This is a genomic window from Mycobacterium sp. 852014-52144_SCH5372336 (genome assembly GCF_001665615.1).
Taxonomy (GTDB): domain Bacteria; phylum Actinomycetota; class Actinomycetes; order Mycobacteriales; family Mycobacteriaceae; genus Mycobacterium; species Mycobacterium neumannii_A.
The window spans coordinates 253,527-275,733 of the sequence record NZ_LZSW01000018.1 but is presented as its reverse complement, the minus strand read 5'-3'; the positions used below and the strand labels follow the sequence as shown (position 1 = coordinate 275,733).

Genomic DNA, 22,207 nt, shown 5'->3' with positions numbered 1-22,207 from the left:
CACCGAGGTGTATAAGAGACAGCGGCGGAGGAGGCGGTGGCGGCAACTCGTTGAGATACGAAAGCGGGTCCGCGCAGCCGGTCACATCGACGAACCTGCCGCCGACCGAACCGCAGAGCGTTGCCTCGGCGCTCGGCGGGTTCACGGTCACCAATCCCCCGGCGAACAAGGCCGCAGCAGCGCACAGCACTACCTTGCGCACATCTCCTCCCTCCGGCGACGTGCCAAGCGCCGTCGCCCGACCCGATTGTGGCAGTGACGCACGCGTCAGGGGGCCGAATGCGCGATCGGCGAGTCGCCGTAACGAACCCCTCAGCGTCTTCGATGTCTACTGCGATGCCCGAACCATTCCTTCCTGTATGGTGGCCGCATCCGGCTCCGAACAGGATCACCAGCCGTACATCTAGCTCACCTATTCACCATTTGCTACATCTTGGCGTCCGGCCTCAGCGCAGCGGCGAGACACACTCGGTTCGGAAGGCACCCACAGCCGCGCTACCCGTGGCACCGGCGAGGGATCAATGCTAGGCTAAACGCGCGTCTTGACTTTGCATTTACAGTGTGGCACAACAACTCTCACGCACTCACGCGAGCTTGATCGATTCCACGATCGGTGCGCGATACCTGCCCGAACCGGTTCGTTCGTCCATGCCGATGCAAAGCATAGGGAAACACCTGATTCCTCGCGGCCTGCTCCTCACTAGGTTTGCCATGGCGTCCGGTGCGCAGCACCCGAACCGCATTTCCGTCGATGGTTTCCAGCAGGGGGGACTAGCAGTCGTGGCCGTGAACACCGAGCTGTCGAACAACCGGCACCGTGTGCGCAAGATACTCAGCCGGATGGCGGCCGTCCCGCTGGCCTTGGCGGCGGGTTTCGCGATCTGCGCGGCCCCGGCGAACGCGGCCGAGGCGTGGCAGCGGCAGAGCCCGCCGCTGTCGACGCCGTGGACGCATCTCGTCGGACCCAACAACGCCCTGCCGGAATACCCCCGTCCACAGATGGCGCGGGCGCGCTGGCTGAACCTGAACGGGGTGTGGGCCTACACCGGGCGCTCGCAGGACACCGCGGTGACGACGCCGCCGCCGGCCAAGGAGTTCGACGAGAAGATCCTCGTGCCCTACCCCACGGAGTCGGCGCTGTCGGGGATCAAGCGTCATGACGACCAGATGTGGTACCGCAAGAACTTTCAGGTGCCGGGCACCTGGCGCGGACAGCGGGTACTGCTGCACTTCGGCGCGGTCGACCAGACCGCGACGGTGTGGGTCAACAACAAGCGTGTCGCCCACCACGAAGGCGGATTCACCGCGTTCAGCGCCGACATCACCGACGCGCTGCGCTGGTCGGGCACCCAGGAGATCGTCGTGCGCGCCGAGGACCGCAACGAAGCCGCACCGTTCGCCGTCGGCAAGCAGCGCAACGATCCTGAGGGTCTCTTCTACACCGGCGCGTCCGGCATCTGGCAGACGGTGTGGATGGAACCCGTGCGCGCCGCCCACGTTGAGAAGCTCGACGTCACAGCGGATTTAAAGGGTTTCACCGTCACAACGCGCTCCACGGGAACGACCAACGAACACGCCGAGGTGATCGTGTCGGCTCCCGACGGTCCGACGTTGGCCCGCAACTACGGGGAACCGGGTAAGCCGGTGCGCGTGCAGGTTCCGGACCCACGCCTGTGGACACCGGACGACCCGTACCTCTACGACCTGCAGGTGAGGCTGGTCACTCCCGAAGGCAAAGTCGTCGACGAGGTCGCCAGCTACGGCGGTTTGCGCACCATCAGCACGGTCAGAGACCCGCAGGGCCGTCCGCGAATCGCGTTGAACGACAAGATCACGTTCCTGCACGGCCCGCTGGACCAGGGCTACTGGCCCGACGGCATCTTCACCGCTCCCACCGACGACGCGCTGAGGTTCGACCTCGAACGCACCAAGGCGCTCGGCATGAATTTCGTGCGCAAGCACGCGAAGGTGGAACCGGCGCGCTGGTACTACTGGACGGACAAGCTCGGGCTGCTGGTGTGGCAGGACATGCCGTCGCTGGACGTGTCCCTCGACGTCCCGGTTGGTCCCGCACCGGATCCGTCGCCTGCGGCGAAGGTCAACTTCGAACGTGAACTCGTTGAGATGATCGATCAGTTGCGAAGCGTCACTTCGATCGTCGGCTGGGTCCCCTTCAACGAAGGGTGGGGCGAGTTCGACACCGCGCGGATCGCAGGCGTGGCCAAGGCCGCCGACCCGACCCGGATGGTGAACGCCAACAGCGGGGTGAACTGTTGCAAGTCGCGGCCCGACAGCAGGGCCGGCGATGTGTACGACGACCACACCTACGTCGGCCCCGGTCGCCCGGTCCTGCACGACAACCCGGCCACCCCGCGCGACGAGCGCACGATGCTCGGCAACCGCCCGATTCCGCTGGAGCACCGGGTCGTGGTGAACGGCGAGTACGGCGGCCTCGGGCTGATCCCCCACGGCAACCGCTGGCCCGGCAGGCCGCAGGCCTACGAAATGACCGACAGCCGATCACGATTGACCGAGCGCTACGTCCAGGTGAGCCGCGACCTCGAGGACGAGGTCCGAAAGGGCGGCCTGTCCGGCGCCATCTACACCCAGACCACCGACGTCGAGAACGAGGTCAACGGGTACATGACCTACGACCGCTGGCTGGTCAAGATGTCGCTGCGGACGGTCGCCGAACGCAACCGCGCCGTGATCGCCGCGGGGGCAAAGGTCGACGAGCCGGTCGAGCGTCGCTGAGTCACAAGGTCCGGGTGCTGACGAAGGCGCATTGACCTCCGCTCAGCGGGTCGGTGAACTCGATGCGTTGCGCGAGAAGCTGCAACGGCCGCGAAAAGTCTTCCGGTGCGACGTCGATCACCTCGGGATATAGCGGATCGTTGACGATCGGCAGGCCCAGCGAGGCCATGTGCACCCGCAGCTGATGCGTCCTTCCGGTCCGCGGCGTCAACCGGTACAGTCCGCCGCCGAGATGGTCGACGAGTGTCTCGGCGTTCGGCTCGCCCGGCTCCTCCACCGCCTGTAACTGTCCGCGCCGCTTGACGATCCGGTTGCGCACTACGAGTGGGAACTCCAGCGCAGGATCGTTTGCGGCCCGCGCGAGATACGTCTTGCGCACCCCACCGCGCGCGAACATGGTCTGATACGCGGCGCGCGACTCGCGACGCGTCGTGAACAGCAGCACACCGGCAGTCAACCGGTCCAAGCGATGCGCCGGCGACAACTCCGGCAGGTCCAGTTCGCGGCGCAGCCGCACCAGCGCCGTCTGCGCAACGTGGCGACCGCGCGGCATCGTCGCCAGGAAGTGCGGTTTGTCGACCACCACGATGTCGTCGTCTCGGTGCAGGACGGGGATGTCGAACGGCACCGGAACCTCGTCGCGCAGTTCGCGGTACAGGTACACGAACGCACCGGGCGGCAGTACGGTCCCCGCGGTCACGACGTCGCCGTCGGCGGTCACCACCTCCCCCGCAAGCACTTTGGCCGCGGCCGCCTCACCGAACCGGTCGGCCAGCTCGACCAGGACCGCGCCGCCACGCAGCCGCACCCGTGCCGGACCCAACCCGTCCCGCACGGGCAGCGGCGCCGGACGCCTCAATGCCTGCGCCTCAATTGAGCGGAACGGGTTCGAGGATCTCAGCGCGCGCCTCCGGTGCCGCCGCCCGTAACTCATCGGCGCACTCGTCGTCGGGTTCCTGCTGCGAGCGGATCTCCGCATCCACCCGCGCCAGGTAGGTGTTGACCTCGCGGTCGATGTCCTCGTCGCTCCAACCCAGCACTGGCGCAACCACTTCGGCGACCTCGCGCGCGCAGTCCACGCCGCGGTGCGGGTACTCGATCGAGATCCGCATCCGCCGGGCCAGGATGTCCTCCAGATGCAACGCGCCCTCGGCGGCCGCGGCGTAGAAGGCCTCGACCTTCAGGTAGACGGGCGCCTCGGTGATGGGGGTCAGCAGTTCGGGATTGCCCTCGGCCATCTGCAGCACCTCGCCGATCAGCGAGCCGTACCGGTCCAACAGGTGGCGCACCCGGTACGGATGCAGGTCGTAATGCTTTCCGACGCTTTGGGTTTGGTTGATCAAGGCGAAGTAGCCGTCGGCGCCCATCAGGGGAACCTTTTCGGTGATCGAGCGCGCCACCCGCGCCGGGATGTACTCGGCCGCAGCGTCGATGGCGTCCTCACCCATCACCCGATAGGTCGTGTACTTGCCGCCGGCGATCGCGACCAGACCCGGGGCGGGCACCGCGACGGCATGCTCGCGCGACAGCTTCGAGGTCTCCTCGCTCTCGCCGGCCAGCAGCGGTCGCAGCCCGGCGTAAACGCCGTCGATGTCGTCGTGGGTCAGCGGCGTCGCCAACACCGTGTTGACGGTTTCGAGGAGGTAGTCGATGTCGACCTTGGTGGCCGCGGGGTGCGCCAGGTCCAGATTCCAGTCGGTGTCGGTGGTCCCGATGATCCAGTGCGTGCCCCACGGAATCACGAACAGCACCGACTTCTCGGTGCGTAGAATGATCGCCACCTCGCTGACGATCCGGTCGCGCGGCACCACGATGTGCACGCCCTTGGAGGCGCGCACCCGAAATCGCCCGCGCTGCTTGGACAATGCCTGGATCTCGTCGGTCCACACGCCGGTGGCGTTCACGACGACGTGCCCGTGCACCTCGGTCACGGCGCCGTTCTCGGAGTCGCGGACCTCCACGCCGGTGACGCGGTCACCCTCCCGCAGCAACGCGACCACCTGTGTCGAGGTCCGCACCACGGCGCCGTAGTGCGCGGCCGTGCGCGCCACCGTCATCGTGTGGCGTGCGTCGTCGACCACCGTGTCGTAATACCGGATGCCGCCGATCAACGACGACCGCTTGAGTCCCGGTGCCAGCCGCAGCGCTCCGGACTTCGTCAGATGCTTCTGCGCCGGGACCGATTTCGCGCCGCCCAACTGGTCGTAGAGGAAGATGCCCGCCGCGACGTACGGACGCTCCCACCACCGATTGGTCAGCGGGAACAGAAACGGCAGCGGTTTGACCAGATGCGGCGCCAACGTCGTCAGCGACAGTTCGCGTTCGTGCAACGCCTCGCGCACCAACCCGAACTCCAACTGCTCGAGATAACGCAGTCCGCCGTGGAACATCTTCGACGAGCGACTCGAGGTGCCCGACGCGAAGTCGCGCGCCTCGACAAGCGCGACCTTCAGACCGCGCGTGGCCGCATCCAGTGCCGCACCCGCCCCGACGACTCCCCCGCCGATCACGACGACATCGAACTGCTCGCTGCCGAGCCGCTCCCAGGCCTCGGCCCGTTGCTGGGGACCCAGAAGCGTCTGCCCGTTGGCCGGGATCGGGTCACTCACCGGATTGGCTCCTAGTTACTCGTGGGTACGCTCGCCCGTCCAGGCTACGTGGACTCAGTCCAGATCGTCGTGCGCCATCAGGCGGCGGCCCGCTTCGGTGATCGACCCGGACAGCGACGGGTAGACCGAGAACGTCTGCGCCAGATCCTCGACGTCGTTGCCGTTCTGCACGGCCAGCGCGATCGGCATGATCAGCTCCGATGCGATCGGCGCGACCACCACACCACCGATCACCACTCCGGTCGCCGGGCGGCAGAAGATTTTGACGAAACCGCGCCGCAGGCTCGACATCTTGGCGCGGGCGTTGGTGTTGAGCGGCAGCGTGATCGTTCGCGCCGCCACCGATCCGTCGTCGATTCTGGACTGCGGGACCCCCACCGCGGCGATCTCGGGCCGGGTGAACACCGCCGCGGCGACCGTCCGCAACCGGATCGGTTCGAGCCCCTCGCCCAGCACGTGGTACATCGCGATGCGGCCCTGCATGGCGGCCACCGACGCCAGCAGCATCAGGCCCGTGCAGTCGCCGGCGGCGTAAATGCCGGGCACCCCGGTGCGCGACACCCGGTCGACCTTCAGATAGTCGCCCTCACCGAGCTCGATGCCCACCCGTTCGAGGCCAAGGCCGCTGGTGTTGGGCACCGACCCGACCGTCATCAACGCGTGGCTGCCCTCCACGGTGCGCCCGTCGGTCATCGTGACCAGCACGCCGGAGCCGTTGCGCGTGACCGACTGGGCGCGCGCGTTCTTGACCAACGTCACACCGCGGTCGCTCAGCGCGTCCTCGAGCACGGCGGCGGCGTCGGAGTCCTCGTGCGGCAGGATCTGGTCGCGGCTGGCGACCACCGTCACCTTGACCCCGAGTTCGGTGTAGGCGTTGACGAACTCCGCGCCGGTAACACCGGAGCCGACGACGACGAGGTGTTCGGGCAGCTCATCGAGGTCGTAGAGCTGGCGCCAGTTGAGGATGCGTTCGCCGTCGGGTTCGGCGCCGGGCAGCACGCGGGGGCTGGCGCCGGTGGCGATCAGCACGACGTCGGCCTTGATCGTGCTGACGGTGCCGTCGTGCTCGGTCACCTTGACCGTGTGGGTCGCCATCCCCGCCATGTCGTCGACCAGTTCACCGCGACCGGCGATCAGCGTGACGCCGTCGTTGCGCAGCCGTTCGGCGATGTCGGCGGACTGCGCGGCGGCCAGCGTCTTGACCCGCTCGTTGAGCTTGGACAGCGCGATCTCGGCGTCGGAGAACTCCAGCGCATACCCGAGGTCGGGGGCCCGACGCAGCTCGGTGCGCACACCGGTGGACGCGATGAACGTCTTGGACGGGACACAGTCCCACAGCACGCAGGCGCCGCCGATGCCGTCGGAGTCGATGACGGTGACCTCGGCAACTTCGGGTCCACGGGCCGCGGCGACCAGTGCGGCCTCATAGCCGGCGGGCCCGCCGCCGATGATCACGATGCGGGTTGCCACGTCCCCAACCTAACGAAGCGGGAGGTTGATCGCCCGCGCGGCGCGCGAACCCTTAGTCTTTCCTGGTGCCGCTCTATGCCGCTTACGGATCGAACATGCATCCGGAGCAGATGTTGCAGCGCGCACCTCATTCTCCGATGGCGGGAACGGGCTGGCTGTACGGCTGGCGTCTGACGTTCGGCGGGGCGGACATCGGCTGGGAGGGTGCGCTCGCCACCGTCGTCGAGGATCCGACGTCGAAGGTCTTCGTCGTGCTCTACGACATGACCAAGGACGACGAGTCCAACCTGGATCGCTGGGAAGGCTCGGAACTCGGTTTTCACAAGAAGATCCGCTGCCGGGTGCATCGCATCTCGTCGGACACCGACTTCGAGCCCGTGCTCGCCTGGCTGTACGTGGTGGACGCGTGGGAGGGTGGTTTGCCGTCGGCGCGCTATCTCGGCGTGATGGCCGACGCCGCCGAAATCGCAGGCGCGCCAGCCGAGTACGTGCACCATCTGCGGACCCGACCCGCACTCAACATCGGCCCGGGCTCCTAGCCCCAGTGCCGCGAGCGACCGTGTTTGTCCCGCGACACGCCGTACTTCGCGGACAATTCGCGGTCGCTCACGCCGCGCGAGCGCGCCGAAGCTGCCTGTCGATGCGATCGACCAACTGCCACTGCCGGTGGCGGACGTCGTCGAAAACGATCGCAATCACCGTCCAGCCGACGTCGAGCAGCGCTGCACTCCGCCTGCGGTCGCGCCGCATGGCCTCGGGGTCGCTGTGCCAATCGACGCCGTCGTACTCGACGGCCACGTGCACGTCGGGCCACGCGAAGTCCAGGCGCCGCAGCTCGCCGTTACCGTCGACGACCTCGTATTGAAGCTCGGGTGTCGGCAGGCCACCGTCGATCATCGCGAGGCGCGCTTCGCTCTCCATCGGCGACTCCGAACGCGCGTCGGCCAAGGCGATCAACTCCCGCACGGCGACGATGCCGCGTCGCCCCGCCTGGGCGACCGCGGCCCGCCACAACTCGGTCCGATTGCAGGTGCCGCTGCGCAGAGCCGCGTCCAAGGTGGCCAGTGCCCTCGGGCGGCGTTGGGAGCGGGCGACTTCCACGGCGGTCCATGCCGGCGTCGTTGCCGGTCTGCCGCCGACGACACCCAGCGGCGCACCCTCACGACGATGAACGACCAAGCCGTCGCTCGACCGCAACCGTGAGCCCGCCGGGCTGAGCACGTGGAGGTCGGCCGGCTCCTCGGTATCGAAGCCGTACAACGCCGCGGCCGTGTGCAGGCACGCCGCGACCGGCCTTCCGCAGCGGAAGTCCAGTCCCCGCAACCGCAACATGTCGTCGGGTTCGTCGAGGCAGTAGACACCCGGCCAAAGTCGTTGCAGCGGACCGGTTTCGAGCGCCGCCTCGAAACTCCGTCTGGTCATGTGCTGCAGAATCTGGCCGCTGGACGCCAGTCCTGCCTGGGCGCTGAAGAGTCGCAGCAACTCTGGGTTCACCCGCCGATCGTCAACGACGAACGCTCATCGGCCGCGGGTGTCGCACGCGAATGTGGATGAAGCGCGCTTTGGGGACAATCAACCGCCGCGAGCGACCGCTTACTGTCCGCTCATAGCGGCGTGTCGCGGGGCAGACACGGTCGCTCGCGGGGCAGAGGGCAGGGCCTAGAACGCGGCGGCGTGGTCGATGATGTTGACGAGCACCCGCACGCCCACCGCGAGCGCGCGCTCGTCGAGGTCGAACGTCGGCTGATGCAAATCCAACTGGGGTCCTCGACCCGTCCACACACCCAGCCGGGCCATGGCGCCCGGCACTTCCTCCAGGTACCACGAGAAATCCTCGCCGCCACCGGACTGCCGGGTGTCGGCCAGCACGTCGGGGCCGATCGCCTCGATCGCATGGGTGAGAATGCGTGTCGAGATCTCCTCGTTGACCACCGGCGGCACACCGCGACGGTACTGCACCGTATGCTCGACGTGCAGCGGCGCCAACAAAGACGAAATGATCTCCCGCACAATCGCTTCGAGCGTTTCCCAGGTGTCGCGGCTCGCGGTCCGGATGGTGCCCGCCAACGTCCCCGTCTGCGGGATCGCGTTCGCGGCGACGCCCGCGTTCACCGCACCCCACACCATCACGGTGCTGTTGCGCGGATCGATGCGACGCGACAGCACGCCAGGCACGCCGGTGATCAACGTGCCGAGCCCGTAGACGAGGTCGCCGGTGAGATGCGGTCGCGAGGTGTGACCGCCGGGCGAATGCAACGTCACCTCGAGCTGATCGGCGGCCGACGTGATGGGGCCGGGCCGCATCGCCACCTTTCCGACCGCCAGCCGCGGGTCACAGTGCAACGCGAAGATCCGCGACACCCCCGACAGCGCGCCCGCGGCGATCGCGTCGATCGCGCCGCCCGGCATCAGCTCCTCGGCGGCCTGGAAGATCAGCCGCACCCCGACGGGAAGTTCGGGCACCGACGCCAGCGCCAGCGCCGCGCCCAGCAGGATCGCGGTGTGCGCATCGTGCCCGCAGGCGTGCGAGACGCCCGGCACCAGCGACGCGTAGGGCGCGCCGGTGCGGTCGGCCATCGGCAACCCGTCCATATCGGCACGCAAAGCGATCCGCGGCCCGTGCTCGGGCCCGAAGTCGCACGTCAAGCCGGTGCCACCGGGCAGCACCTTCGGGTTCAGGCCCGCGTCGGCCAGCCGCGATGCGACGAACTGGGTGGTCGCGAACTCCTGGCGCCCCATCTCCGGATGCATGTGGATGTGGCGGCGCCACTCGACGAGGTCGTCGAAGTGGGCCGAGAGCCACCGAGCGGCGGCGTGGGGCAGCACGCTCACGATGCCCGCCTCGCTTGCAGTTCCAGTACCCGGTCGCGTTCGTGGGGTGTCTCGGCCAACCGCACAACCGTGCGGGCCAGCATGACCGCGCCCTCGACGACCGCCTTGTCGGCGCTCGGGCTCGCCGCGGCCTCGGTGAACGCGGGCTGATGCACCGACGCACCGCCGGCGTCGATGCCGACGATCGGGTGGATTCCGGGCATCACCTGCGTGACGTTGCCCATATCGGTGCTGCCCAGCGGCAACGCCGCCTCCAGTTCCGGAGAAACCGGCTCGCGGCCCATCCGCTGCATCTCGGCGCGGAACGTCTCGGCCAGCCAGGTGTCCGGCGTGAGTTCGTGGTAGCTGGGCTCGGTCTCGGCGACGTCGTGTCCGCACCCGGTGGCCACCGCCCCGGCCAGGAAGCAGTCCGCCATCCGCTCTTCGAGTTCATGCAGCGAGGCGGCGTCGTTGGCCCGCATCGTGTACTGCATCTCGGCGCGCGCCGGGATGACGTTGGTGGCCTGGCCGCCGTCGGTGACGATGCCGTGCGCCATCTGGCCCGGCGCCATCTGCTGGCGCAGCAGCCCGATCGCCACCTGCGCGACGGTGATCGCGTCGGCGGCGTTGACGCCGAGGTACGGCGCCACGGCGGCGTGGGCTTCCCTGCCCTCGTACCGGACCGCGACCTGCGACAGTGCCAGCGACCGCGCGGCCGCGATGTCGAGCGGACCGGGGTGCAGCATCACCGAGGCGGCGACGTCGTCGAACGTGCCTGCGTTCAGCATCAGCACCTTCCCGCCGCCCGCCTCCTCGGCAGGCGTGCCGAGAAGCACCACCGTCAATCCCAGCCGGTCGGCCACGTCTGCCAAGGCCAAGGCGGCGCCGACGGCTGAGGCCGCAATGATGTTGTGCCCACAGGCGTGCCCGATACCGGGCAGCGCGTCGTACTCGGCACAGACGCCGACGACGAGCGGCCCGCTGCCGTAATCGGCGCGAAACGCCGTCTCGAGCCCCGCGGGCGCCCGTGTCACCTCGAATCCGTACTCAGCGACCAGCGTCTCGGTCTTGGCGCAGCTGCGGTGTTCGGCGAACGCGAGTTCGGGCTCGGCGTGGATGGAATGCGAAAGTTCGACCAGGTCGTCACGGCGTCGGCGGACGGCGTCCTCAACGACGTCCGACGCGGTGGGTGCTGGCATCTTGGCAGTATCTCACTGCGGCCGGGCGCCGGGTCCGACAGATAAGCTCGCCCACTGTGACCGATGCCCAGGCAGTGGCCGTCGAATCGGCCGTAGCGCTGGCCGAGCGCACCGGCGTCGACCGCCACGACGTCGCCGTCGTGCTCGGTTCGGGCTGGGCGCCTGCGGTGGAACGGCTGGGCGATCCGGTCGCCGTGGTGCCGGTCGCGGAGTTGCCGGGGTTCGCGCCACCGACGGCCGAGGGACACGGCGGCCAGGTGTTGTCGATGCGCATCGCCGATCACCGAGTGCTGGTCTTCGTGGGCCGCATCCACCCCTACGAGGGCCACGACCTGCGCCACGTCGTGCATCCGGTCCGCGTCGCCTGCGCTTCCGGAGTGCACACGATCGTGTTGACCAACGCCGCGGGTGGGCTGCGCGAGGACTTCGCCGTTGGACAGCCGGTGCTGATCAGCGACCACCTCAACCTGACCGGACGGTCACCGCTGGTGGGTGCTCGGTTCGTCAACATGGTCGACGCGTACGCCCCGCGCCTGCGCGAGCTCGCCAGGGAGATCGACCCGACGCTGGTCGACGGCGTCTACGCCGGCCTGCCGGGCCCGCAGTACGAGACGCCCGCCGAGATCCGGATGCTGCGCATCGTGGGCGCCGACCTCGTCGGGATGTCGACCGTGCACGAGACCATCGCCGCCCGCGAAGCCGGCGCGCAGGTGCTCGGAGTCTCGCTGGTCACGAACCTCGCGGCGGGCATGACCGGGCAGCCGCTCAACCACGAAGAGGTGCTGGAGGCCGGCCGTCAGTCGGCGACGCGGATGGGCACCCTGCTGGCGGCGGTCATCGCCCGGCTCTGAGGTCGAAGTCGCCGGAATATGCGGACGTGAAACTGGGCACACTAACCGCATGACTGCGTCGCCGGCCACAAGTACTGCGCAGGAGTGGATCTCTCATGACCCGGATCCCAAGACCGCCGCCGAGCTCTCGGAGTGTTCCGATGAAGAGCTCGAGCAGCTGTTCGCACACCCCTTGACGTTCGGCACCGCCGGTCTGCGCGGGCCGTTGCGCGGTGGCCCCGGCGGGATGAACCTCGCCGTCGTGCTGCGGGCCAGCTGGGCTGTGGCCAAGGTGCTCAAGGACCGGGGCCTGGCCGGCCAGGACGTGATCGTCGGGCGCGACGCCCGGCACGGATCCGACGACTTCGCGCTGGCCGCCGCCGAAGTGCTTGCCGCGCAGGGCTTTCCCGTGACCCTGTTCTTCACCGCCGTGCCCACCCCGACGCTCGCGTTCGCCGTGCGCCATCGCCCCGCGGCGGCGGGTATCCAGATCACGGCCTCGCACAATCCGCCGTCCGACAACGGTTTCAAGGTGTTCTTCGGCGGCGGCTTCCCGATCAACTCGCCCACCGACCGCGAGATCGAGGCGGCCATGGCCGAGGCACCGCACGCCGACGAGATCCCCCGGCAGGAGGTCACCCCGGGCGGCGTCGACGAAGTACAGCGCTATGTCGAACGCGCCGCGAATGTCCGGCACACACACGGAGCGGTCCGCATTGCGTTCACCCCGCTGCACGGTGTGGGTGGGGAGTTCGCGCTCGACGCGTTCGTGCGCGCCGGACTGCCTGACGTGCACGTCGTCGACGAGCAGTTCGCACCCGACCCCGACTTCCCCACCGTCTCCACCGCCAACCCCGAAGAGCCCGAGGCGGTCGAAGCGGTCCTGAGATTGGCCGGCGACGTCAACGCAGAAGTCGCAATAGCACTGGACCCCGACGCCGACCGATGTGCGGTCGGCGTTCCCACGTCCGATGGATGGCGGATGCTCTCCGGCGACGAAACGGGTTGGCTGCTCGGCGATTACATCCTCTCGCAGATCGAGCCGGGACCGGTCATGGAGACGACGGTCGTGGCCAGCACCCTGGTGTCGTCGCGCATGCTCGCGGCGATCGCGCGGGAGCACGGTGCACAGCACGTCGAGACACCCACCGGCTTCAAGTGGCTGTCCCGAGCCGACGTCGACCTACCCGGCAGCACGCTGGTGTACGCCTATGAAGAGGCGATCGGGCACTGCGTCGATCCGTCCGCGGTCCGGGATAAGGACGGCATCAGCGCGGCGGTATTGATCTGCGATCTGATCGTTGCGCTGCGCGACCGCGGGCACACTCTGCTCGATGCACTCGAGGACCTGGCGCGCCGCCACGGTGTGCACACCACGACCGCGGTGTCGCGACTCGTCGAGGACACCCACGAGACCGCCGAGGTGATGAAACGTCTGCGGGAGACACCACCCGAGAGCATCGCCGGATACGACGTGACCGTCACCGACCTGCTGCCCGACGAGGGCACCGACGCATTGGTCATGTCCGGAGGCGACGACGACGTCTCGGTGCGCATCGTCGTGCGGCCCTCCGGTACCGAACCGAAGGTGAAGTCCTACATCGAGGTTCGCTATAGCGACGTCAACGATCTGGCCGGGGCCCAGGAGCGCGCTCGGCGCCTGCAGGACGAGCTGCGGGAAGTCGCCACGCGTTCGTGACCGCCAGGCATTAACGCGGACCGAACTGACGGTCCCCCGCGTCGCCGAGACCCGGCACGATGTAGGCGATGTCGTTGAGGCATTCGTCGATCGTCGCGGTGACCAGCCGGACGTTCGGAGCCGCCTTCCCCAGTGCGGCAAGGCCTTCGGGGGCCACGACGACGCAGATCGCCGTGACGTCAACGGCCCCGCGCGAATACAGCAGTTCGACGGTGTGCACCATCGATCCGCCCGTCGCGAGCATCGGGTCCAGCACGATCACCGGCTGCGTACTCAAATCTTCGGGCAAGGACTCTAAATACGGTGTCGGCTGATGCGTTTCCTCGTTGCGTGCCACGCCGACGAAGCCGACGCGCGCCTCGGGTATCAGCGCGTGCGCCTGGTCCACCATGCCGAGGCCGGCGCGTAACACCGGCACGAGCAGCGGCGGATTCGCCAGTCGGCAGCCGGTCGTCTCGGTGAGGGGGGTGCGCACCGGCACGGTTTCGACCGCGGCGTCGCGGGTGGCCTCGTACACCAGCATCAGCGTGAGATCGCGCAGTGCCGCCCGGAAGGCGGCGTTGTTGGTGTTCTCGTCACGCAGAGTGGTCAGTCGCGCGGCCGCCAGCGGGTGATCGACCACACGCACATCCATGGGGCGACCATAGCGGGAACCGAGGGTCGCCGCGCCGCGTCCTACTCCATATGCACGCTGACACCGACGCGGTCCGGGCATTGGCCGCGACCACCGCCGCGCATGCCGACGAACTGTCGGCCATCGCCTCGAAGCTCGCCGCCCTCACCACATCCGCTGCGGCATTCGGACCCGTAGGCCGGCCGTTCCTCGCGGCGCTGGCCGCCGCCGTCGAGCGTGATGCCCGCATGGTGGCTTCGCTGCGCGATCACGCGTCGGCGAGCGGTGAGGCCGCATACCGGACGGCGCTCGCCTATGACGACGCCGACGACCGCGCAGGCGCCAGGGTCCTTGGCGTCTGACGATGCCCAATGCGTTGGTCGCCGGGCTGGCGGCGCCCCTGCGGGATGTCCAGTCGCTGGTCGGCTCGGGATCGGGTGCCGAGCTCACGACCGCACTGCGCGATGTGCACAACGCACTGAGGGAGGTGTCGGCGTCAGTCGGCCAGGCGTGGGGCCGCGCGGCGCAGCACTGGGCGGGCGCGGGTGCTGATGCGGCCGCGGGCGTGTTCACCGCCGCCGTCGCACAAACCGACGAGCTCGCGCAGCGGGTGGGGCGGCTCGGCGCGGCGGCTGAGACGGCCGGCGCCGCGGTGGCGCGGGCTCGTGAGCGCCTGAGCGACATTGTGGACACCTTCGAGGCGCGGGCGGCCGCGCTCGAGCCGTTCCTCGACTCGCCGGGGGTGACGGAGGAGCTGGTCGCCGAGGCGCGGCGATCACTAGAAGAGGCCCTGGCGGTCGTCGAGGAATTGCGCGCCGAACTGGACGGGTATGCCGCAGGTCTGCCCACCGCAGCGTCGGCGCCGGCAGCCGGGCCGGCACCGACCGCGCCCGCGGGGTTCACCGCCCCGACGGTGCCGTCATCGGGATTCGGCGGTGGTGGTGCGGGACTGCCGACCGGCGCCGGAGGGCTGGGTTCGCCGTCAGGCGGGTTCGGTGCGAACCCGGCGGGGCCGGCCTCGCTGGTGCGCGACGTCGCCGAGTTGTCCCGCCCCGATGCTCCGACCCCGGACGCGGCGACCTTCGGCGACGGCGTGGCGGTGCGGTTACCCGACGGCAGCACCGCGACCGCACCGAACGCGACGGCCGCGAGCGCCGTCAGGTATGCCCTGACCCAACTGGGGGTGCCGTACGACTGGGGCGGCACCACGCCGGGCGTCGGCCTGGACTGCAGCGGCCTGACGCAGTGGGCCTACTCCGAAGCCGGTTTGGCCCTGCCACGGTTGGCCCAGGAACAGGATGTCGGCGCGCCCGTGTCGCCGGGCGACCTGAGGCCTGGTGACCTCGCGGTGTGGGACGGCCACGTGGCGATGGTGGTCGGCAACGGCCAGATGATCGAGGCCGGCGACCCGGTGAAGTTGTCGCCGATCCGGACGACGAACGCCGGACAGGGCTTCCAGGGATTCTGGCGGCCGACCGGCTGACTCAAGGCATCGCCTCGACCCATTGCATATGCCCCTCGAAACCCAACAACGTCGCTATGGCACGGTAGCGATCTCGAAAATCGAGGTACTGGTCATCGTCACCCCGTGTTGCCGCCATGAGCGCGCGCAATCGCAAGAGCCAGAGGTCGCGCGGCACGAACCCCTCGCCGATCGACGCCGATGCAAGCCGGTCGATCGCCGCCTCTGCTTCGGCGACGTCACGGTCATCGCCACGCCGGAGGAGCACCTCCACCAAGATTCCGGTAGCAGGGACGAATGCGCCGAGTTGACCTACTTCCAGCATGTGATCGGTCGCGGCGCGGACGAGCGCAACGGCATTGTCGTTCTCGCCGAGCCGAGATCTCTCGCGCGCAACGTAAATCTGGACGAAATCGACGAGGCCTCGATAGTAGTGCTCTCGCATGCACATCTCGTAAAGCTGCTCGAGCACCTCTCGACCGTATGCTCGATCGTCCGTGGAATCGCGATGTACCAGAGCGATACCGAGAGCGGTGCGCGAAAGACCCAAAGCCACATCATCGGCTGAGCGTTCGGCGATTCTCAACGCCTCGTGAATCTCGTTCAATGCCGCGTCGTCGGGGAGCAGAACTCCGCAGCTGATAGCGGGCGTGTATTTGGTATTGATGGTGGCTGCAAAGGAGATCGGGTCCACAGCGCGAGAAATAACAACCGCCCGATCTAAGTCCGTTGACCAGTCGGTCCTGCCGAGTGCCCAGCTGGCGAAGCCTCTCAGCGCCAACAAGATAGCAAGCGGCGAACCGAAGAACGCGTCACCCATGGTGGGGTCATCTCCGGCGAGTTCGATCGCGCGGTTCGACCAGCGCCACACGTCGGCGAACTGACCGGCTTCGTGTTTGATTATGCATGCAAAACCGGACAACCCGACCGTCAGTGCCGGATCGGAGATGGAGTCCAAGAGCACCATCTGCTCGTCGACGCAGCGCGACGCGGCCGGCAGTCGGCCGCCTGCGTAATGCTCCCCGATCAGCCCGGTCATGCCGATCGCCAGCGAAGCGTGATCACCTGCAGCACAGCATAATTCGCGTAACTCCTCGAAACACCCGGAGGTATCGGCGTAATCGCCCCGCCACCCACTGCCGCACAGAAGAGTGCGTGGAGCGATAGACATCGCCGTCCGGTCGCCGTCATCGACAGGCATGCCGTCTGCGATGCGGCGTGCGCGCTCCCAACTGAGGCGAGCCGCGGCGATGTCGCGGCTGCTGAACCAAGACCCGGCGCGCATATGCCACTCGTAGCCAGCATGCAGCTCGCCTGCCGCCTCCAGATGTTCGGCGATGAGGGCCGCGCGCTCGTCCACTGCCCCCGAACTCCGCTCCTGGATCGACACGGCTAGGCGCCGGTGCAACTCCGCGCGGTCGGACTTGAGCTGAGATTCGTAGGCGACTCGTCGGACCAGCGGATGGTGAAACACGTACTCGGGTTCCCGGGTGAACCTGACTTGATCGATGACTTGCGTTGCCAGCAACTCGTCGAGGACCGGTTCGACACCCATCGCCGTCAACAGGTCGAGGCCGAATCGAGAACCGACCACCGCAGCCGCGGCCAAGGTTCGTTTCGACTTCGGTTCGAGGCGATCGATACGCGCGGAGATCGTGGCATGCAACGTGGCGGGCACCCAAATCTCGCCCACTTCACCCGTCGATGCGTAGGCGCCCGTTGTACCCTGCAATACCCCACGCTCGACCAGGTCCCGTACGATCTCTTCAGCGAAAAGCGGAGTCCCACCCGCCTTTTCGGCGATCAGCTCGCCGAGACGGGCGACCGAGGTATCCGGGCCCAAAAGCTCGTCGATCATGTCAGCGATCTCGCGATCGCGTAGTGGTTCGAGAGCTACGGTTTGCGCTCCGGTGATGTTGGTCAACGCGCCCCGGTACTCGGGACGGTACGTCACGATCATCAGCGAGCGCGTCTGCGGGATGACGGTCAAGAAGTCGGCCAGCATGGACTCACTCACGGGATCAATCCAATGAGCATCCTCGACCACGTAGACCGCTGGGCGCTCTCGCGCCAGAGAAGCGGCATTGACAAGGGCTGTCAGCCGCCGCCGCCGAGCATCTGGATCGATCCGAGGCGGCTCCATGTCGGCGGCACCGATGCCCAGCAGGTCCTCCAGCAGCATGAGGTCTTCCGTCTCAGCGTCCACTTCATTGGCCCGGATACGGGCACGCGCTGCGTCAGGCTGAAGGCCCTCGACTCCCGTCGCCGCACGCAGCAGCCGCGCCACGGCGTGGAAAGGGATTTGACTGGTGTGCGACTCACAACAGACGGAAAACACGTCGAAACCACGTGAAGCCGCGTTCGCTGATGCCTGCCGCGCCATACGGCTCTTGCCTATGCCGGGAGAGCCGACTAGACCAACCACCGCCCCACGGCCCTCGACTGCCCTGTCCAACAAGCCCTCGAGGACGGACATCTCCCATTGACGACCGACGAGACTTGACTCAGAACGTACGACGCTGTGGTGCTTGCCCCTGATGCCGAGTAGGCGACGTGCCGGCACCGGTGCGCAAGCACCCTTGATCTCAACGAGCTCGGTTTCGCCGAGATCGGCACAGTGGTCGACCAGGCGCGCAGTCCCGGCGCTGAGCATCACCCCGCCCGGCTGAGCGATCGATTCCATCCGCTGGGCCAAGCCGACCTGTTCGCCGATCGCGGTGTAGCCGAATGGTTTCGACCCGAGCTCGCCGGCGATCACCTCCCCGGAGTTCAACCCGACTCGCAGGTACAACGCGACACCGTTTTGCGCTTGGACATCGACGGCGAGACCGTCGGCCTCGTCTTGCAATTCCAGGGCCGCTAGGCATGCGCGCATCGCGTGGTCCTCGAGCGCGACCGGCGCCCCGAAGATCGCCATGATGCCGTCGCCGGTGAACTTGTCCACCGTGCCCCCGTAGCGCCGCACCACCGTCGCGCAGCGATCGGCCAGGTCGGCCATAATCTCGCGCAGGCGCTCAGCCCCGACGGCTGCCGCGATGTCCATGGAGTGCACAACGTCGGCGAACAACACCGTCACCTGCTTGAACTCCGCGTGCTGAGGGGCGAGGGTAACGGGCGTCCCGCACTCACTACAGTATTTGGCTGCCGCATCCAACCGGATACCGCACGACGCACACGAAAGCGCTGCTGCCGCCACCGGTGCATCGCGCGCGTCGTCCACGCAAGTAATCGTGTCACCGCTGGTCAGACCTGTCTGCCAAATCGTGGCTGGGATGCGCTGAGTCCTACCCGGCATTGCCGAAGCACGTCACCGGGTCACCATCTGCACCCTCATTGACTGCTAGCCGAGGCCGGCGACCCGGTGAAGTTGTCGCCGATCCGGACGGTGAACGCCGGACAGGGCTTCCAGGGATTCTGGCGGCCGACGGCGTGAGGGCATCACCATGGTTTGCGCGTAGTTGGGGGCGCCTCAGCCACGGCCGAGCCGGTGGACAGCCGCCGAAAGTTGCTCGTACACGGCCAGTTCCGCCCGCAGCGGTGCCAGGATGAGCTCGTCTCCCACCGCGTCCACCCGCCGCCGCAGTTCCGCTGCCGCCCGTCGTCTGCGTCGCGCCGCGCCCACCGCAACGAAGGGCCGAATGATCACCCGCAGCGCCAGGCCGAGGGCGAGTCCGCCGACGAGAAGCACTGTGGGCCAGGCGAATGGTCCGAGTGACGGGGCCTCGACATCGATCTGCAGGTAGGCCAGCACGGCGATCACCCCGAGTGACGCTCCGCCCACAACCGCCGCGGCGAGCAACGCCCACTGGAGCGCGCCGACCAACGCCCACCACCGCGGCGCACGGTCCAGGCCGAGGTTGGTTCCGCCGACGACTCGGTCGAGCGCATCGGGCACGTCTGCCGTCCGAGACTTGGCTGCCTCCAACATTTTACGAGGCCACGGTGCAGGCAACCCAGCCGACGCGACGTCGGCCAGCGAGCGGACGGCGGTGTCAACTGCCGCGCGCGAGGCCGCAGACGCCGAGGGTAACGACGTGCGACGAAGTACTTCGTCATGCCCGTCGAGCTGACTTATTCCTAACCGCCGCAACGGATCTGGTCGTACTTTGGCCAGCCAACGCAGCGGCGGCCAACCGACCGCCGCCAACCCGCGTCGATCATAGGCCCGGCCGACCGCGGCCACGACGGTGGGAACACCGGCCGCCGCCGCCAGCGCGCTCTGCAGCCGTCGTCCGCCGTCGCGCAGTGCGGGGTCGGAACGCCGCTGCGGTATCAGCGGGGCAACGCGGGCGGCCGTCGCATCCAGATCCGCGCTGACCCGCGCGGTCCGGGCTCGATGGTCGGCCACGGTGGCGGCCAAGAAGTCGTGCAGGGGCGCCACCCCGTCGGGTGTGAGCGCCGACGTCGCCAACACGGGCACCCCGGCCAACCCGTCGTCGGCCAGCAGCCGGTGGAGGTCGCGCACGCACGCGTCCACATCGGAAGACGAGAGCCGGTCGGACTGGTTGAGCACTACCGCCATCACATCTCGGTGCGCGGCCAGCGGTCGCAGATAGGAGTCGTGTAGCACCGCGTCTGCGTACTTCTGCGGATCGAGCACCCAGACAAAGGCGTCGACAAGGCGCACCAGCCGGTCCACCTCGGCCCGATGGGACAACTCGGTGGAGTCGTGATCCGGCAGGTCGAGCAGCACCAGGCCGGACAACTCCGGGGCCGCCGATGCGTCGCTGTACTGCCGAGTCCCGATCTCCAACCAATCCAACAGTTCCGTTGCGCCCGAACGCCCGAACACAACGGCCTGGGTCGCCGACGTCGTCGGCCGGCGGACCCCGACCGCGGCCAGAGGCGCGCCGACGATGGCGTTGAACAACGACGACTTCCCGCTGCCGGTCGCGCCTGCCAACGCAACCACGGTGTTCTCACCCGACAGCCGTAACCGAGTTCCGGCACGCTGGTCCAGGCCTCGCAGTTCGGCGAGCAGCTCGTCGGGAAGGCGACCGTCGCCCAGCGCGGTGATCGACGACAACGCCGCCAGGCGATCGGTCAGCGTCACCGCAGCACCGCCGCCATGCGATCGGCGGCCGCTCGCAACTGGTCACCGGAGATCATCGCCGACGCCGCCCCGAGCACCTCGTCGTACCGAGCGGCGTCCTGGTGCAACAGCCCGTCGACGCGGACCAGCAGCTCCTCGCGGGCCCGCCGGGCCAAGCCGCGGACCGCTTGCTCGCCGAAGATCGCCTCGAGGACCTTCTGGCTGGCCACCGTCGTGCCGCCCGCCACCGCTATCTCCGCACCAGTCAGCCCGGCCGTCTGGCTGAACACCGCCAACATGACCACCAGTCCCGCACCATTGACGCCGTAGGAGGCCAGTCGTGCCCCCGTCCGCTTCGACGCGCCCTCCGTACGCACAAGTTCGAGCACAAACTCCTGCCAGTCGCGGACCATCCGCTCCACCGCCTCGGCCAGCCCGGCAGCGGGACGGGCCAATGCGTCGGTCAGCAGGCTTGCTCCGGCCTGGTGGCGGGCCCAGCAGCCGTACGCCGTCTCGGTGGCGTCCTCCACTGCGGCCTGAACAACCGTCGCGATGCCGGACTCCAATGCTGAACCCAGTTCCTCGACGGGGGTGGGCCGCCCGCTAACCGCGGCCACCACCCGGTCGCGGATTCGGCCGACGCGCGACTCCAGTTTGCGCAGGAACTCGCCGGTTCCGACGACGTCCTGCCAGCGAGCCAGCACCTCGCCGCGCAGCAACGCGCCATCGCGGATCGCCTCTTCCACCCGCGCCAGCGCGCCCGCATAGGACGAAGACACGCACGACTCCAGCTGCTTGCGCACCGCGGCCTGCTCATCGGCCGCCTCGGCCAACGCGTACGTCCGAGGCGCGAGGCTGCGGAGTGCCCCGTCCAAGGTGTAGCGGACCACCGCGGCGCGCTGCTCCGCATCCGCGGTCAGGCTCGCCAGCCACGAGCGGATTGGGGCGATCGCCTTCTCCCGCAACAGCCCGCCTCGTAACGACTGCTCGGCGATAACGAACAGCGGCGCGCCTCCCAACCCATTGGCTGCGAGCATGTCCGACAGGTGCGCACCGATGTCCTTCACCGCTTCCGGAGGGCAGCGGTCGAGCACGATGGCGATCGCCGTCCCCCGGTCCCGCGCTGTGTGCAGCAGCTGCCAGGGCACCGCGTCGGCGTAGCGGGCCGCGGTCGTCAGGAAGATCCACAGGTCGGCGGCGGCCAGCAGGGTGGCCGCGAGCTCCCGGTTCGTGCTCACCACGCTGTCGATGTCCGGAGCGTCGAGCAGCGCGAGCCCGGGGCCGATACCGGTATTTGTCGCCAACCGCAGGCCATCGGGCCCCGACGAGCGCGGCAACTGCGGCAGGATCCGATTGTCGGTGAACCACATCAGGTCTGTGGGATGGCACACGATCACCGGCCCCCGGGTGGTTGGCCGCAGCACACCTGCCGGGCTCACATCGACACCGACCAATGAGTTGATCAGCGTCGACTTCCCGGCGCCCGTGGAGCCACCGACGACCGCCAGCAGCGGGGCGTCGATACTGCACAACCGAGGAATCAGATAGTCGGCCAGCTGCCCGGCCAGCTCGCGGCGGTCACGCTCGGCCGGCCACGCCGACGGCGCAGGTAGCGGAAATGTCGTCCGTGCCAACACCTGGCTCAGGTCGACCACCGCATCGACCAGGTCGGTGGCTTCCGTCATCACGCCAGCCTGCCCTAGGTGCTCCCGAAGGTGGGCTGATTTC

Annotated in this window: 16 protein-coding genes and 1 pseudogene; 6 read left to right on the top strand and 11 right to left on the bottom strand. The window is 68.3% G+C overall.

Annotated features, from left to right (window positions below):
- A pseudogene (locus A5759_RS25515) lies at positions 1-202 on the bottom strand (hypothetical protein); the annotation flags it as partial.
- A gap of 638 nt (positions 203-840) precedes the next feature.
- On the opposite strand from A5759_RS25515, the gene A5759_RS03740 reads away from it, so the two are divergent.
- Positions 841-2,754, top strand: a complete 1,914-nt coding sequence (locus tag A5759_RS03740; RefSeq protein ID WP_068193963.1) for a glycoside hydrolase family 2 protein — start codon at positions 841-843, stop codon at positions 2,752-2,754.
- A 1-nt stretch (position 2,755) separates the two neighbouring features.
- On the opposite strand, the gene A5759_RS03735 is transcribed toward A5759_RS03740, so the two are convergent.
- Genes A5759_RS03735 through A5759_RS03725 form a run of 3 tightly spaced genes read right to left on the bottom strand, consistent with a single transcriptional unit; the run spans position 2,756 to position 6,833 of the window.
- Positions 2,756-3,613 carry a pseudouridine synthase gene (locus A5759_RS03735; protein WP_231984527.1) on the bottom strand — a complete coding sequence of 286 codons (858 nt, stop codon included), beginning with the start codon at positions 3,611-3,613 and terminating at the stop codon, positions 2,756-2,758.
- Positions 3,614-3,623: 10 nt separating this feature from the next.
- Positions 3,624-5,363, bottom strand: a complete 1,740-nt coding sequence (locus tag A5759_RS03730; RefSeq protein ID WP_068193883.1) for a glycerol-3-phosphate dehydrogenase/oxidase — start codon at positions 5,361-5,363, stop codon at positions 3,624-3,626.
- A 54-nt stretch (positions 5,364-5,417) separates the two neighbouring features.
- Entirely contained in the window at positions 5,418-6,833 is a 1,416-nt protein-coding gene (locus A5759_RS03725; protein ID WP_066849118.1) for an NAD(P)H-quinone dehydrogenase, read from the bottom strand.
- Positions 6,834-6,898: 65 nt separating this feature from the next.
- On the opposite strand from A5759_RS03725, the gene A5759_RS03720 reads away from it, so the two are divergent.
- Positions 6,899-7,372 (top strand): gamma-glutamylcyclotransferase, encoded by a 474-nt coding sequence (locus A5759_RS03720; protein WP_064394215.1) that lies wholly within the window; start codon positions 6,899-6,901, stop codon positions 7,370-7,372.
- A 67-nt stretch (positions 7,373-7,439) separates the two neighbouring features.
- Here the strand turns inward: A5759_RS03720 and A5759_RS03715 are convergent, their stop codons facing one another.
- The 3 genes from A5759_RS03715 to A5759_RS03705 form a co-directional block, all read right to left on the bottom strand.
- Positions 7,440-8,327, bottom strand: coding sequence for a type IV toxin-antitoxin system AbiEi family antitoxin (locus tag A5759_RS03715; RefSeq protein WP_068193880.1), 888 nt, complete (start codon positions 8,325-8,327; stop codon positions 7,440-7,442).
- A gap of 165 nt (positions 8,328-8,492) precedes the next feature.
- On the bottom strand, positions 8,493-9,665 hold the full coding sequence (locus A5759_RS03710) for an amidohydrolase (RefSeq protein ID WP_068193876.1): 1,173 nt from the start codon (positions 9,663-9,665) through the stop codon (positions 8,493-8,495).
- The gene (locus A5759_RS03705) at positions 9,662-10,843 is read right to left on the bottom strand and encodes a M20 family metallopeptidase (RefSeq protein ID WP_068193873.1); all 1,182 of its coding nucleotides are present in this window, start codon (positions 10,841-10,843) and stop codon (positions 9,662-9,664) included. The genes A5759_RS03710 and A5759_RS03705 overlap by 4 nt, the downstream gene beginning before the upstream one ends.
- A 56-nt stretch (positions 10,844-10,899) precedes the next feature.
- On the opposite strand from A5759_RS03705, the gene A5759_RS03700 reads away from it, so the two are divergent.
- The gene (locus A5759_RS03700) at positions 10,900-11,694 is read left to right on the top strand and encodes a purine-nucleoside phosphorylase (protein ID WP_068193868.1); all 795 of its coding nucleotides are present in this window, start codon (positions 10,900-10,902) and stop codon (positions 11,692-11,694) included.
- A gap of 49 nt (positions 11,695-11,743) precedes the next feature.
- Positions 11,744-13,372: a phospho-sugar mutase gene (locus A5759_RS03695; protein WP_068193865.1), complete on the top strand. Its 1,629-nt coding sequence runs from the start codon at positions 11,744-11,746 to the stop codon at positions 13,370-13,372.
- A gap of 10 nt (positions 13,373-13,382) precedes the next feature.
- Here the strand turns inward: A5759_RS03695 and upp are convergent, their stop codons facing one another.
- Positions 13,383-14,006 (bottom strand): uracil phosphoribosyltransferase, encoded by a 624-nt coding sequence (upp, locus tag A5759_RS03690; protein ID WP_068193859.1) that lies wholly within the window; start codon positions 14,004-14,006, stop codon positions 13,383-13,385.
- Positions 14,007-14,056: 50 nt separating this feature from the next.
- Here upp and A5759_RS03685 point away from each other — a divergent pair, with 50 nt between their 5' ends.
- Both A5759_RS03685 and A5759_RS03680 read left to right on the top strand, forming a co-directional pair.
- Entirely contained in the window at positions 14,057-14,347 is a 291-nt protein-coding gene (locus tag A5759_RS03685) for a type VII secretion target (RefSeq protein ID WP_068193856.1), read from the top strand.
- A gap of 2 nt (positions 14,348-14,349) precedes the next feature.
- Positions 14,350-15,468, top strand: coding sequence for a C40 family peptidase (locus tag A5759_RS03680; RefSeq protein WP_068193853.1), 1,119 nt, complete (start codon positions 14,350-14,352; stop codon positions 15,466-15,468).
- A gap of 1 nt (position 15,469) precedes the next feature.
- On the opposite strand, the gene A5759_RS03675 is transcribed toward A5759_RS03680, so the two are convergent.
- From A5759_RS03675 to A5759_RS03665, 3 genes are all read right to left on the bottom strand, one after another.
- Positions 15,470-18,667: an adenylate/guanylate cyclase domain-containing protein gene (locus tag A5759_RS03675; protein WP_231984526.1), complete on the bottom strand. Its 3,198-nt coding sequence runs from the start codon at positions 18,665-18,667 to the stop codon at positions 15,470-15,472.
- 249 nt (positions 18,668-18,916) lie between these two features.
- Positions 18,917-20,500 carry a GTPase gene (locus tag A5759_RS03670; RefSeq protein WP_068193850.1) on the bottom strand — a complete coding sequence of 528 codons (1,584 nt, stop codon included), beginning with the start codon at positions 20,498-20,500 and terminating at the stop codon, positions 18,917-18,919.
- Positions 20,497-22,164, bottom strand: coding sequence for a dynamin family protein (locus tag A5759_RS03665; protein ID WP_082961951.1), 1,668 nt, complete (start codon positions 22,162-22,164; stop codon positions 20,497-20,499). The genes A5759_RS03670 and A5759_RS03665 overlap by 4 nt, the downstream gene beginning before the upstream one ends.
- Between the last annotated feature and the right edge of the window lie 43 nt (positions 22,165-22,207).